Below are 12196 nucleotides of genomic sequence, written 5' to 3'. Positions count from 1 at the left end.
GAGCCAAAGAGGCGGTATGATGACGAAGGTCCTGCTGCTTGGCATTATCTAGCAAATATTCTAAACGGAAGATTTCTGCATATTTTCGTCTCAGTCTTTAACTCCAAATCAACGCAACACACTCAAAGAAAGCAAAAGCTTTGACAATGAGCCGCTATAAATTAAAGTTTTTAATGTAAATTATATGAACTTCATAGGAGGACATCATGGTTCGTAAATTGGTATTCGGTCTTGTTGCATGTGCGATGGTAGTTGGTTGCAAAGGTAAACAATCTCAATCAGATGCAAATATTTCTACTTCCCCAACTGGTAACACTGCAATTGAGTCAACGCCAATGAGCTTTGATCCAGCAGGTTCTGACTCTGGTAAAATCGATGGACTAGTAACAGTTCATTTCGGTTACGATAAATCCAGCCTTGATGCGAACTCTAAAAAAGATATCGCAACAAACGTTGAGTGGATGAAAAAGAACGGTAACGTAAAAGTACAAATCGAAGGTCACTGTGACTCTCGTGGTACTATCGAATACAACGTTGCTTTGGGTGAGCGTCGTGCTAACGCGGTTAAAGCGTACATGGTTTCCATGGGTATCGCAGCTGACCGTTTGAGCACTATCTCTTATGGTAAAGAAAAACCAGTTGCTAACGGTGATTCTGAAGAAGCTTGGTCTAAAAACCGCCGCGCTAACTTCGTACCTGCTCAGTAGTAAGTAGGGTCGCAGTGACATTGGCCAGATTACTCATCGGAGTTTTATTTTTTTCGGTGATGGTTGGATGCCAGACGGTCCCTGCGCCCATCGAGGACTACTCACTTGCACGGGCTGCTATCGATGCAGCCCGTTCTGTTCAAGCCGCCCGTCATTCGCCAGGATACTGGCATCAGGCTGAAGAAGCCTATCGCAAAGGTCGCATTTACTATAACGACCGTGATTTCGCCCGAGCTAAAGAACAATTTGTCAGAGCCCGATTCGCTGCTGAAAAAGCAGAGAACTCAGCTCGTTTGATACGTCAAAAGACCGGAGACATTCTATGAAGTTACTTGTTACCTTGGTTGCCACTTCACTTTTCATGACCGGCTGTCTGCAAACACGCAATGATGTTCGCAACACCGAGCAACGCCAGGTTTACCAACAACAAGTAACAACCATGCAGCGTGCGAACGCTGATGCCAGTGAGCGTGTGACTGATCTTCAGGAACAAATGCGCGCCTTTAATGGCCGCCTTGATGTTGTTGAGAATAGCCAGCAAAACGCAAACCTTGAAAAACAATTAAAGGCAGCTCAACAGCAAAACGAAGCTTTGACTAAAAAAGTAGATGTTTTGCAGGAAAGTCTGACCAAAATGGAAAATCAGATTTACCAACAAGCGGCTGTGCTAAATGCTCTTCAAGCCAATCGCCAGGCAGCGGAAGCTGCTGAAAAAGCGGCGGCGGAACGTGCGGCGGCTGAAAAAGCCGTGGAAAAATCAAAACGCGGTTCCTACGAAACTGCTCAGGAATTTTTCAATAAAAAGGACTGGAAACAGGCCATCTTGTCTTATCAAAAGTACCGTGATGAATCTCCGAAGGGGACTCATTTTGCGGATGCGACCTATAAAATCGGTGTTTCCTTCCAGGAGCTGGGTATGAAAGAGGAAGCTAAAACCTTTTTTGATGAGGTTTTAAGCAAATTTCCCAAGTCAGATGAAGCTCGTCGTGCTAAGATCCGTTTGAAGGGTATGAAATAAGAAAAAGTGATTGAAAGAGTATTAGCGATAGAGACCAGTTGTGATGATACCTCAGTTGCGATCGTGGATCGCAGCGGCTGGGTGCATTCCGTGGTGTCTGCTTCTCAGGATCTGGAGCACGAAGCCTATGGTGGCGTGGTTCCGGAAATCGCAGCTCGCAATCACTCCATCGCCCTGATTCCTCTGATCGAGGAAGCCTTTAAAAAAGCCAATATGAACTGGTCCGATATTCACGGGATTGCCGTTACCAACCGTCCAGGTTTGGTGGGGGCTTTGATCGTGGGACTGGTTACGGCAAAATCACTTTCGCAAGCCAAACACATTCCCTTCTTAGGGGTGAATCATCTGGAAGGTCATTTACTGGCGCCATTTTTACGTGATGCTCAGTTTGCTCCGCCAGAGGATTTTAATTATCCGTATATGGGGCTGGCAATCAGTGGTGGGCACACAAGCCTGTATCACATCACGGGATTGGGCGAGTACCGGGTTCTTGGGGCAACCAAGGACGATGCTGCCGGCGAATGCTTTGATAAGTTTGCAAAAATGGCTGGTTTGGGATTCCCAGGTGGCGTGAAGGTTGATCAAATGGCCAAGCAGGGGAATCCGCAGGCTTTTGAATTTCCACGCAGCATGATTCACGAAGACACTTTCGATATGAGTTTTTCGGGGCTTAAATCCTCGGGACAAAGAATGATTCAGCAATTAGGACCTGAGCAAGTGAAGGCGCAATTGCCGGATCTGTGCGCTTCATTTCAAGAAGCGATTGTTGATGTGCTTATTGCTAAATTGGACCGGGCTGCAAAAATTTTCAAAGCCAAGCGCGTGATCTTAACGGGTGGTGTGAGTGCGAACTCAAGACTTCGTGCCCGCGCTGAAGAATGGGCTGCGAAACGTGGATTGCGTCTTGTGATTCCACCTTTGCGTTATTGCACAGACAATGCTGCGATGATCGGATACGCGGGCGCCTTGCGCATGGCCCGCGGTGAAGCTTCAGAAATCGATCTGGGTCCATCTCCTCACGCTCTTACATCGGATTTTAAATGAGTTATGCCCGCGAACGATTAAAAAAGGCTCAGGAACAACTGGGCATTGAAGCCAAGAAAGCTCTAGGGCAAAACTTTTTGGTGAATGACGTGGTCATCAATCGCATCATTGATCAGGTTAAAGCTTTCCAGCCAGAGCAAATGGTGGAAGTGGGACCTGGTCCCGGGGCTTTGACGGATTTGCTTTTGGAATTGAATGTGCCGATGCAAGTGATCGAGCTGGATCGCGAGATCGCAGCTTACTGGCGTGGTAAAGGTTTGACCGTTCATGAAGAAGACGCGCTTCGTATGGATTGGTCACAATTCTTCAGTGATAAAAAATTGGTATTCGTCAGCAATCTTCCGTATCAGATTTCTTCCAGTATCGTGATTGAACGCTCGATGGAAAGCCACGGCGTCGCGCACATGGTTTTGATGTTTCAAAAAGAAGTCGCGCAAAGAATCAAAGCACCGGCTCGGGACGATCACTATGGTCTTTTAAGTGTGATCGCGCAGACTTTCTGGAATATCCATATCGTGTCTGAAGCCGGTCCCGGTGACTTTGCTCCTCCTCCGAAGGTGGCCAGCCGCGTTTTGGGTTTCACGCGCATTACAAGTGCGGTGAAAAACCACAAATCCTTCCTGACATTCGTTAAAATGGCCTTTGCCCAGCGCCGCAAGCTTTTGAAGAAAAATTTGGCTGGTATTTTGGGGCAAAGAAATGTAACTCCTGAACAACTGATAGAGTGGTTGAAGGAACTGGGGTTCCCGGAAACAGCCCGTGCCGAGGAGTTAAGCCCTGCACAGTTTGTTAAGCTTTATCACAAGTTTGGATTTGAGTAAGAACATGAGCGGTAACATTCTGATCATTCAGGACAACAAAAAGGCGCGTTTCGATTACACGATTGTGGAAACATTCGAAGCGGGTCTTATGTTGATGGGAAGCGAAGTGAAATCTCTGCGCAATAAAGACGTGCAGCTTAAGGATTCTTACATCACTTTCCGTGGCAGCGAGGCCTTCCTGCAGAATGCGCACATCGCTGAATACAAAGCTTCCAGCTACAACAATCACGTTCCTGAACGCCTAAGAAAACTTTTGATGAATCGCAAGGAGCTCGATGAAATCGCTGCGGCCTTGGCAGAAAAAGGTTATTCTTGTGTACCGTTGAAGATCTATTTCAAAAACGGTCGTGCAAAATTAGAGATCGCCTTGGTGAAGGGTAAAAAGACCCACGACAAGCGCGAATCCATCAAAAAACGCGATGTGGAAAGCCAACTTCGTCAAACGATGCGTCGCGAGCGCTAGTTATCAGGAAATGATGACGGGCCTCTATTGAGGACAGTTTGTTTTCACCAGAATAAGATCCTTGAATTTTACTTCTCCCATGCCGCAACCATCGTTGGATGACTGAATTTCTCCGGCCAGAAATGTGGAATTTAGCTTCAGACGGGTTCCGGTTTTGGTTAGAGTCAGAAATCCGCCGTCGCATTCGACGTAGTATTTGTCAGGTTCTCCGTCAGGAAAACGCAAGGCCATCGTTGAGAAGCGCAGATTCTTTGAGCGTGCATTCAGTTTAACATAAGCAGGTTCGATGTGGCCGTTTTCCTCTGAGGATTCTTTTTCCCAAATAGCCTGAGCTGAGGTGGCAGATTCTTTTCTTTCTTTACCTTCAGATTCTTTAATCGTGATCACTTGGGGATTTGTGGCCTTGTAGCAAACGGGGAGTGCTGAGGCAGTGATTGGAAATAAGAAGAAGACTGTGCAAATGATAAGGCTTTTGATTGAATGGCCCATGGTCCCCCATTTCTGCTAATACGAAAATGGTGGGACAGAATAGGGCAGGGAGCAACTAACTAACGCGTCTTCTGTGTTCTGACGTGCGCAGGTCTGTCACATTGTCGTTAGAAATGAATTCTTCCTGGATACCCAAGCGTGCGCGTTTTTCTGCCAACAGATGCTTCCAAGCGGCATAGGCTTCACGGTTTTGGGGGTCGATGGACAGTTTTTCCAGAAGTTTTAGTTCTGTTTCAGTGTTCGCTTTCAAAGCGCGATAGAAATAGTCATAGGTCATCGACAGATCACGGAAGTCGTCCTCTTCAGGGATCACGTAATCTTCGATATGCCATTGACCCAGCATCAATTGATGCATGTGATTTTCCATCTTAATAAGTGGAGAAAGCAGATTCTTGGTCATACGGATGCTCAGGAACAGGGTGACGCCAGTGATAGCGACCATGCTGGCCCCAAGAAATACGCGCAACCAGACCATCTCACGTTCCAAATGCTCGACCAGTCTAGGTTGAGTATCGTACGCCAGGGTCTTAAATAGTTCATAGTTCTGAGAAATGAAATAGTAGGCAGGAATGAAGAATAATAGAGCGCCACCGGCAAATGCCGTGATCATGTACCAGGAATACTTGTACTGAAACGCTTTATTTAGGATGAACCTTTTGCGACCGTTCCCGTGGGGCACTCGTTGAGGTTCAATAACTCTTCTTCCGTATAGCATAGTCACCTTATCGGTGGGTTGAGTTTTCTTTCGAGTCCAATTATTCTCAAAAAAAGACAAAACGCACTAAAGGGGACTTCTATGAGACTATCACGATCAAGGATGAATGGGCTGTCTGGTTTTTCTGGGACATTGGTCCTGTCCTTCGCACTAGGGCTGTCGATGAGTCCGGCTTTTGCCCAGAGTAAATCGACTTCAGTAGTGGACGACAAATACTCGCTGAAAGCAGATCGTGATGCGATGGAAAAGCTGCGCGAGAACATTCCGGCAGAAAAGAAGTCAGAGAACGATGAAAAAGCCTTCATGGATCAGATGATGTCGGATTTGAGCAAATCCCCCTCTGAAGTTCGCAATCGCTTTAGTTCCATCGTCAATAAAAGGCGTAATGACTTCAGCAAGGACATGACAAAGATTCGCGCGGATTTTACCAAGAAGCAGAACGATGAGCGCAATGAGTTCAGCAAATCCCAGAAGGATCGCCGCGAGGAGTTCGCAAAAAGAAAAGGCCTGACTCCGACTGAACGCACCGAGTTTTATGCAAAAATGGAAGATGAACGTAAGCAGTTCTATGCCGCACAAAAGGAAAAGCGCGATGCTTTCGAGGATGAGACCCGAACCAAGCGCAAAGACTTTGATGATTATATGCGCGCCAAAAACGATGAGTTCAACCAACTTCATCGCCAGTATACTCAGCGCTTTCAGGATCAAAAGAAAGATCAGGAAAACCTGAAAAAGAAGGCGGCTGAAACCAAGAAGAACCTTGAAAAGGCCACCGATCAGGAATTTCAATATATCAAGGAAAAGCCAGTCACACCGTTGGGGACTGAATAGGAATTACGGTTTGCGAATCCAAACCGTCACTTCATGCTTATTGTGATGCAGATGAATCACCTGGGCATTTTCCAGTGCCTGAAACTTTTTAAGTGATTCAAAGTCAGTACCGCCCTGAAACTTGATCGTGCAGACGAAGTTTTCACACAGGCCTGACTTTTGCCATTCCAGAACCAGTTCCAGAAGTTTCGCAGGATAACAGATAATATCTGAAAAGAACCAATCAATGGCGCCGATATCGGCGGGCTTTACATTGAATGCATTGGTTTTCATAAACTGAATGCGCGGCAGTCGCGCTATTTTTTCGTCCAAGGGCGCGCGATCAATACTGATCACATCACAACCCATTTGTTGCAACACCCAAGTCCATCCCCCGGGGCAGCTGCCAAAGTCGACAACGCGCTGACCTTTTTTAGGGCGAACGCCATAAACGGTGAATAGCTCCCACAGCTTTAAATAAGCGCGGGAAGGTGGGGTGTGTTTGTCTTCGTTAAATGCCACCGCTCCCAAAGGAAACAGGGAGTTGGTTTCATTGGATATCAACAGAGTGTTTTTATCGATGAGGGTCCATGCCCCCAAGGGATCCGTTGGGAGATCACTAAGGAAGTTCATCACCCGCGGGCGCAGTTTCGGAAGCTGATCCTGAATAAGTTGAGCGCGGCGATGATTGTCGAAGGAATAAAGCGCCCACAAAAGGCCACGGCTTTTAAGCTCTTTGACGGCCTGGGAGATCGATTCAAAAGAAACGATTTCCACGTTGGTCCAAATATTTTGGGCCCACACAGATGTCTGAATGGGCCCATTGGTTAGAACCAGGTTGCCATAAACTGCAGTGATACCTTTAAGTTCGGCCTGCAGTTCAGGCAGAAATTTTTCTGGGGCAAGATAAGCGATCATGCCGCCTTAGTTGCCACAGCTGGAGCCAGAAGTCCACGACTGTCCCACACAGCGATCGCTTCATTCCAGAATTTCTCTTTAATTTTCACGTCTGCAGGTCCCATCTTGATTTTAGGGAAGTCCTGCTTTTCAAAATGCTCTACAAATTTGGCTTCATCGCCGGCGCGAACAATTTTCATCATCAAATTGAAGTGAGTTTCGGTGAAGGCTTTGCCATCAACGAACATTTTTCTGAGACCCGCTTCAGGTGTATGTGCCAAGAAGTTATAAAGACCGGGTACATCGTATTGACTCATTCTGATACTCCCTTTTTATTTGGTTATTACTCATATCGGATTTTGGCGGGTGATCTTGAGCCAAATGTTCTGACTTACGTCCAGTAGAGGTCTAGTTCAGGTCCAGTCTCGTCTGGGGAGCCTTAAGTCTTAGGACCTAACTCCGATCTAGGAGGCATGACACACACAAATACGACTAAAATCTTGATGGCAGCTTTGGTAACTCTTCTAATGGGCAATACGGCGAACGCGATGGCGAAACAGCCGGTGGATTCAGGCGACGACAACTCGACCTCGACTCCATCGACACCTTCGACTCCTTCCACGCCGACCAGCCCAGAACCTCCGGCAACAACCGGTTCAGTTCTTCCGGCAGATTTCGACATCTTTACTGAGGTGGCGGGTCCAGTCGGGAAATTGGTGGATAGTTTCTATACTTCGTATAGAGAGCTGATTCCTGAACGCGATCAGACTCAGTCCTATAAAACAGATAATGTTGATGTGAATCTGGATACTCGCTATCGCTTCGCGGATCGCATTGCTTATGCGGTGGAGTTGAAAATGTATCCGTCCAAGGCGGGCCTTGGTTATGTGGGTTCCTCTTATGGGATGAGCACGAATGAAAACACTTATCTGGAAACCAGTTTGATCTCCCATCCTTTATGTACAGTGAGTTCGTCGTCTTTGACGAAAACCCTGGCAAGTGGGAAAGTTCCGTCATCTACGGTGATCACGAAACTGAATACATTTAACAATAAAATGAACGAGTACCGTCGAGGTGCTATGAATGGTGACCGCCAAAGTGCAGTGAAGGCGACCAAGCTTTGGTCGAAGCTTATGATGTGTATGTCGTACACCGAGTCTTTAACTTCAGCGGACACTTCCAAATCCGGCAACGTAGCCAGCAAAAACGCACCATCAGGATATCGTCGTCCGGCAGGGGTGTTGTTTTACGAAGACCCTTATCAGGATGAGGCTTCCAAGTTGAATATTGGTCTGTTCCAATTCACACCGACGGCAAGCGGTAACGTACAAGCTTGTATTCGCGAGTGGAATAAACTTTATCCAAACAATCAAATCAGCAAAACTGCCTCTAAAGCCGAGATGATCCGTGTTCTGGGTAGCGCAATGCAGACTTTCAATGCCTTTTGCGGGGTTGCTAAAGTAACAGGTATGTTTGCCGTGCAGGTGAATACTTCCAAATCCGGAAATACTCATCCATCGAATTTACAATCAAGTGGCTCTTTGAAGCTTCCAAAAGATCGTTGTGTCAGCCCGCATTTCGCAGCAGGCAAATCATACAATCACTTCGGTCCTCTGCAAAATTCCACGGGATCGAATCTGAACGAAGTTTATAGTTGTGCACTAAAAGGTGATTACTAAAAACAAAAAGCCCGGTGAACCCGGGCTTTTTTTATTTCATATTCAAAAGATTTGTATTTTCCGACATGCGAATCAGAAGTCCATTTAATAGTTTTTGGTCTTCTTGGTTGAATTGACCAAAGAAATTTCCGATGTTCGTGAACCAAAGAGGAGAAACCTCCTCGATCAACGCATAACCTTTGTCAGTTAACTGAATAACAAAGGAACGACCGTCTTTTTCATGAGTGGTGCGTTTTACCAATTCAGCTTTTTCCAAGCTGTTGATCAATCCCGAGATAGTCGCTTGCGTGACACCCACTTTTTGCGCAATTTCTGAAGGCATCAACCCACCTGGAGCTTTACGAAGCATGATCAAAAGAGTGTAGCGACCGGGTGATAGATTCCATTTCGCGAAAAAGTTGTCGAATTTGGATTCCAAATCAGTGGATATTTTTCTGAACAACAAGTGTGTATATAACGCGTTTGGATCAACATTCGGGCAAAGTTCGGCGGCATTTTGCTGCAATTCTTCTTGTGTCGGAAGTGTTTGGATAAATAGTTTTGCCATAGGGCCTCCATTCAAGGAAAATTCAGATTATCAAAGACCCTTTGGGCACTGTTGACATTTGTTAGTAGCCTAATCATTTTAATTAGGTGGCTAATAAAGATCAAGAAATATGGTGAAATATGAAAATTTTAAACATCGCCATCGCTCTAACAACCATGATTGGTATCTCTGTATTCGCGAATACAGAAGGGCAGAGCCTGACTCTTGCGGAGTCCTTAAATATTGCGAACAGCACCTCGCCACAAGTGAAGATCGCCGAGGCTGCGAAAGACGAGGCCAGTTGGAAGAAAACCGAGGCTTACTCCTTATTCCTGCCACGTGTGACTCTTGGGGGAAGTCATCTCTTTGATGAGAAGTTCATGCTGCAAAGAGTGACCTTGGGTGGACCTCCGACAACCATCGAAATGATTCAGCCCTATACGATATGGTCAGCCCGGGCCGAGTGGATGTTCTTCGATGGTCTTGCGAATTGGGATCGTTTTCGTTCCATGAGCCATGGTGCTGATGCCGCTGATAAGGAAGCTGATTGGGCGCGATTCCAATTGAATCAGGACACGAAGTTGAAATTTTATAAGGCACTCGCAGCGGTCGAACTTGAGAAAGTGTCTTTTCAGAATGTCAGAACATTAGAGGATCATTTATCACGGGCCCGTGCATTTCAAAAAAGTGGCACCGGCACCAAGTTTGATGTCCTGCGAGTGGAAGTTCAGCTGGGGGAAGCCCTCTCTGAAACTTTAAATGCCCAGGACAACACTGTTTTGTCCCGTCAGAATCTTCTGGTGGGATTGGGAGTGGAGGACACGGGGCAATCTCTGCAAGGGGACCTGCCGGTTCCTGATGCGCAAAGAGTGGCGAACTTGCAGAAGCCGCAAAAAATTGAGCGACTGGACTATCAAGCGATTCAAGATCGCGAACTTGCAGCTCACAAAGCGTGGCTGGCGGCTTATAAGCACTGGATTCCAAAATTCTCCCTGTTTGGTCAGGCAGACTACTATAACAACATCAGCAAAGGATTGCGTGATCAGGACTTTAATAACGCTTATTCCTGGGGTGTGAATATGACGTGGTCTATTTTCGATGGCTTTGCCTCTTCATCCCAATCCGCGCAGGCAGACGCCCGACAAGTGCAAGCCCAGCAAAGAACGTTGCAGGCAAAGCTTAAGACCGGATTTGATTTTGATTTTTGGAAGCGCCGATATTTATATTCGGCCGCTTTGTATAAGGCGAAAACGATCGACGTCGAGAAAGCCAAAGAGAGTGTGCGCCTGGCGACTCAGTCGTTCAAAGCCGGAACGCGAACAAGTTCAGAGAGATTGGATGCGGAACTTGATTTATTCAGGGCCCGAGCTGGATTAGTCAATGCGCAAGTGAATGCGGCCGAAGCTCAGGTGAATTTGGAGCTGTCTGTTGGGAAAGAACTCTGAAAAAAAAAGGGAAGCATCAGCTTCCCTTTTTTATTTGGTATTCGGTTCCAATCTATTCGATTGTCATTACTTTCACAGTCAAGCGACCGTGAGCTGTCAAACCTTCCAAAAGGCAAGCTCTTGCAGTTTCAAAATCCACCGCTACTTTTTCAGGACCAAAACCAATCATCATATTACCATTGCCGATTTCAGAGCGAACTTTGCAATGTTCTTTTGAATAGGTAATTGGAGAAGATTTACCCACCGGCATTTCCATTGATGCTTTTGTGTACTTGATCACGCAATAGAATGAATTTTGCTTTTTGTCTGTTTTGTCGATGACATTTTTAACGCAAAGCTCGTATGGATTTGGAATCTCTCTTTCAACCAGGATAACGTTACCCAGTTTTTGATCAGCAGCTTGAGCAGAGAACGCAACCAATGTTGCAAGAAGAGCGATAAATAGTTTCACGAAGGCCTCCCATGGCTTAAATCTATGCCACCTAGGCTTTCACTTTTTATTTAAAGATTATAGCGATAAGGCGCTGTGCTATTTCATTTTTTCCTGAATTCCACTGCGAGCCCAGGACAGGGCCTGATAACCAACCCAAGCAATTAAAATTATCGAGGAGACAAGGACTTCCTGAGGGAGATTAACATGGCTGGTGGCTGCAGCATCAGCAACGGTCAGCATTCCAATCCAGACGATATGAAAGATGATTAATACCGTGAACAACACCCAACGTTTCATCTTGCCCCCTTGCTCTTGAAAACAGGCTAGCGAGCTAAAGACAGTCCCAGCAAGGCATTGGGGTTAGTATTGTGATTAAACAGGGTCTGGAATTGTTAAAATCAGAGCGCGGTCCTTAAGAACCACCATTGTATGTTCGAACTGTGCAGTCCGATGTTCAGGCGCCGTCACCAAAGTCCATTTATCGCCTTCCACTTCATCGACGAAGTGGGCTCCTGTGGAAAGGAACGGCTCGATAGTGATCACGTGGCCTTCTTTTAAGCGGCGGTCGTCATTGCCATCATAGTAGCTGGGAATAAATTTTGGATTCTCGTGCAGTGATTTGCCGACACCGTGACTTCCCAGGTTCTCGATAATGGAGTACCCGTACTCGTCTGCAATTTGCTCCACCCGGCGGCCGATTTCATTCAGCTTGATGCCAGCTTTGATGCCGGCAATGGCGTTTTCCAAAGCCAGTTTGGTCGCCTTTAAAAGACGTTCATCCTGAGGGCGGCTTGGTGGAACCGTAAAGGAACTTCCATTGTCAGCAAAGTATCCGTTCAATTCCGCAGAGACGTCGATATTGATCAGGTCACCGGCTTGAATGATTTTGTCCGACGGCACTCCGTGTGCCGCTTCATGGTTAAGGCTGATGCAGTTGTAGCCGGGAAAATTGTAAACCAGCATGGGACCGGAGCGTGCGCCATGCTTTTCCAGGAATTTGCCCCCGATGTTGTCCAACTCTTTGGTTGTCATACCGGGTTCCATTTTCTTGGACATATATTGCAGGCAATTGGCAACGATCTTGCCAATCTTTTTAAGTCCTTCCAAATCTGCTTCAGTCTTTACGATCATAGATGGCAGTTATACACT

17 protein-coding genes are annotated in these 12196 nt (G+C 46.4%); 9 read left to right on the top strand and 8 right to left on the bottom strand.

The annotated features are described in order from the left end of the window. The first annotated feature begins 206 nt into the window (after window positions 1-206). The 6 genes from pal to smpB are packed head-to-tail and all read left to right on the top strand — an operon-like array spanning window position 207 to window position 4053. Window positions 207-707 carry a peptidoglycan-associated lipoprotein Pal gene (pal, locus tag ACLVWR_RS03865; RefSeq protein WP_340597604.1) on the top strand — a complete coding sequence of 167 codons (501 nt, stop codon included), beginning with the start codon at window positions 207-209 and terminating at the stop codon, window positions 705-707. 14 nt (window positions 708-721) lie between these two features. Then, window positions 722-1033: a DUF4398 domain-containing protein gene (locus tag ACLVWR_RS03860; RefSeq protein WP_340597603.1), complete on the top strand. Its 312-nt coding sequence runs from the start codon at window positions 722-724 to the stop codon at window positions 1031-1033. After that, the gene (locus tag ACLVWR_RS03855) at window positions 1030-1725 is read left to right on the top strand and encodes a tetratricopeptide repeat protein (protein WP_413582596.1); all 696 of its coding nucleotides are present in this window, start codon (window positions 1030-1032) and stop codon (window positions 1723-1725) included. Before ACLVWR_RS03860 ends, ACLVWR_RS03855 begins: the two co-directional genes overlap by 4 nt. 9 nt (window positions 1726-1734) lie before the next feature. Then, window positions 1735-2769 (top strand): tRNA (adenosine(37)-N6)-threonylcarbamoyltransferase complex transferase subunit TsaD, encoded by a 1035-nt coding sequence (gene tsaD, locus ACLVWR_RS03850; protein ID WP_413583477.1) that lies wholly within the window; start codon window positions 1735-1737, stop codon window positions 2767-2769. After that, entirely contained in the window at window positions 2766-3590 is an 825-nt protein-coding gene (gene rsmA, locus ACLVWR_RS03845) for a 16S rRNA (adenine(1518)-N(6)/adenine(1519)-N(6))-dimethyltransferase RsmA (protein WP_413582595.1), read from the top strand. The genes tsaD and rsmA overlap by 4 nt, the downstream gene beginning before the upstream one ends. Before the next feature lie 4 nt (window positions 3591-3594). Further along, window positions 3595-4053, top strand: coding sequence for an SsrA-binding protein SmpB (gene smpB / locus ACLVWR_RS03840; RefSeq protein WP_340597599.1), 459 nt, complete (start codon window positions 3595-3597; stop codon window positions 4051-4053). A 24-nt stretch (window positions 4054-4077) separates the two neighbouring features. Here the strand turns inward: smpB and ACLVWR_RS03835 are convergent, their stop codons facing one another. After that, entirely contained in the window at window positions 4078-4542 is a 465-nt protein-coding gene (locus ACLVWR_RS03835; protein WP_413582594.1) for a hypothetical protein, read from the bottom strand. 55 nt (window positions 4543-4597) lie between these two features. Beyond that, window positions 4598-5257: a hypothetical protein gene (locus ACLVWR_RS03830; protein WP_413582593.1), complete on the bottom strand. Its 660-nt coding sequence runs from the start codon at window positions 5255-5257 to the stop codon at window positions 4598-4600. Window positions 5258-5338: 81 nt separating this feature from the next. Between ACLVWR_RS03830 and ACLVWR_RS03825 the strand changes: the two genes are divergently transcribed. After that, entirely contained in the window at window positions 5339-6088 is a 750-nt protein-coding gene (locus ACLVWR_RS03825) for a hypothetical protein (protein WP_413582592.1), read from the top strand. A gap of 3 nt (window positions 6089-6091) precedes the next feature. On the opposite strand, the gene ACLVWR_RS03820 is transcribed toward ACLVWR_RS03825, so the two are convergent. Together ACLVWR_RS03820 and ACLVWR_RS03815 are read right to left on the bottom strand one after the other, a co-directional pair. Beyond that, window positions 6092-6985, bottom strand: coding sequence for an SAM-dependent methyltransferase (locus ACLVWR_RS03820; RefSeq protein ID WP_413582591.1), 894 nt, complete (start codon window positions 6983-6985; stop codon window positions 6092-6094). Then, window positions 6982-7281, bottom strand: coding sequence for a hypothetical protein (locus tag ACLVWR_RS03815; RefSeq protein ID WP_340597592.1), 300 nt, complete (start codon window positions 7279-7281; stop codon window positions 6982-6984). Before ACLVWR_RS03815 ends, ACLVWR_RS03820 begins: the two co-directional genes overlap by 4 nt. 156 nt (window positions 7282-7437) lie before the next feature. Between ACLVWR_RS03815 and ACLVWR_RS03810 the strand changes: the two genes are divergently transcribed. Further along, on the top strand, window positions 7438-8643 hold the full coding sequence (locus ACLVWR_RS03810; RefSeq protein ID WP_413582590.1) for a hypothetical protein: 1206 nt from the start codon (window positions 7438-7440) through the stop codon (window positions 8641-8643). 31 nt (window positions 8644-8674) lie between these two features. Here ACLVWR_RS03810 and ACLVWR_RS03805 read toward each other — a convergent pair whose 3' ends face one another. Beyond that, a complete protein-coding gene (locus tag ACLVWR_RS03805; RefSeq protein ID WP_413582589.1) occupies window positions 8675-9190 on the bottom strand; it encodes a MarR family winged helix-turn-helix transcriptional regulator in 516 nt (171 codons plus the stop codon). Window positions 9191-9309: 119 nt separating this feature from the next. Between ACLVWR_RS03805 and ACLVWR_RS03800 the strand changes: the two genes are divergently transcribed. Next, a complete protein-coding gene (locus ACLVWR_RS03800) occupies window positions 9310-10614 on the top strand; it encodes a TolC family protein (RefSeq protein WP_413582588.1) in 1305 nt (434 codons plus the stop codon). A 52-nt stretch (window positions 10615-10666) separates the two neighbouring features. Here ACLVWR_RS03800 and ACLVWR_RS03795 read toward each other — a convergent pair whose 3' ends face one another. From ACLVWR_RS03795 to map, 3 genes are all read right to left on the bottom strand, one after another. Further along, window positions 10667-11065 carry a hypothetical protein gene (locus ACLVWR_RS03795; RefSeq protein WP_413582587.1) on the bottom strand — a complete coding sequence of 133 codons (399 nt, stop codon included), beginning with the start codon at window positions 11063-11065 and terminating at the stop codon, window positions 10667-10669. A gap of 78 nt (window positions 11066-11143) precedes the next feature. Continuing rightward, a complete protein-coding gene (locus ACLVWR_RS03790; protein ID WP_413582586.1) occupies window positions 11144-11344 on the bottom strand; it encodes a hypothetical protein in 201 nt (66 codons plus the stop codon). A gap of 75 nt (window positions 11345-11419) precedes the next feature. After that, window positions 11420-12178, bottom strand: a complete 759-nt coding sequence (gene map, locus ACLVWR_RS03785; RefSeq protein ID WP_413582585.1) for a type I methionyl aminopeptidase — start codon at window positions 12176-12178, stop codon at window positions 11420-11422. Between the last annotated feature and the right edge of the window lie 18 nt (window positions 12179-12196).

The organism is Bdellovibrio sp. HCB288 (assembly GCF_047305935.1).
In the GTDB taxonomy this organism is placed as follows: domain Bacteria; phylum Bdellovibrionota; class Bdellovibrionia; order Bdellovibrionales; family Bdellovibrionaceae; genus Bdellovibrio.
This window is presented reverse-complemented; position numbering and strand designations above follow the sequence as displayed.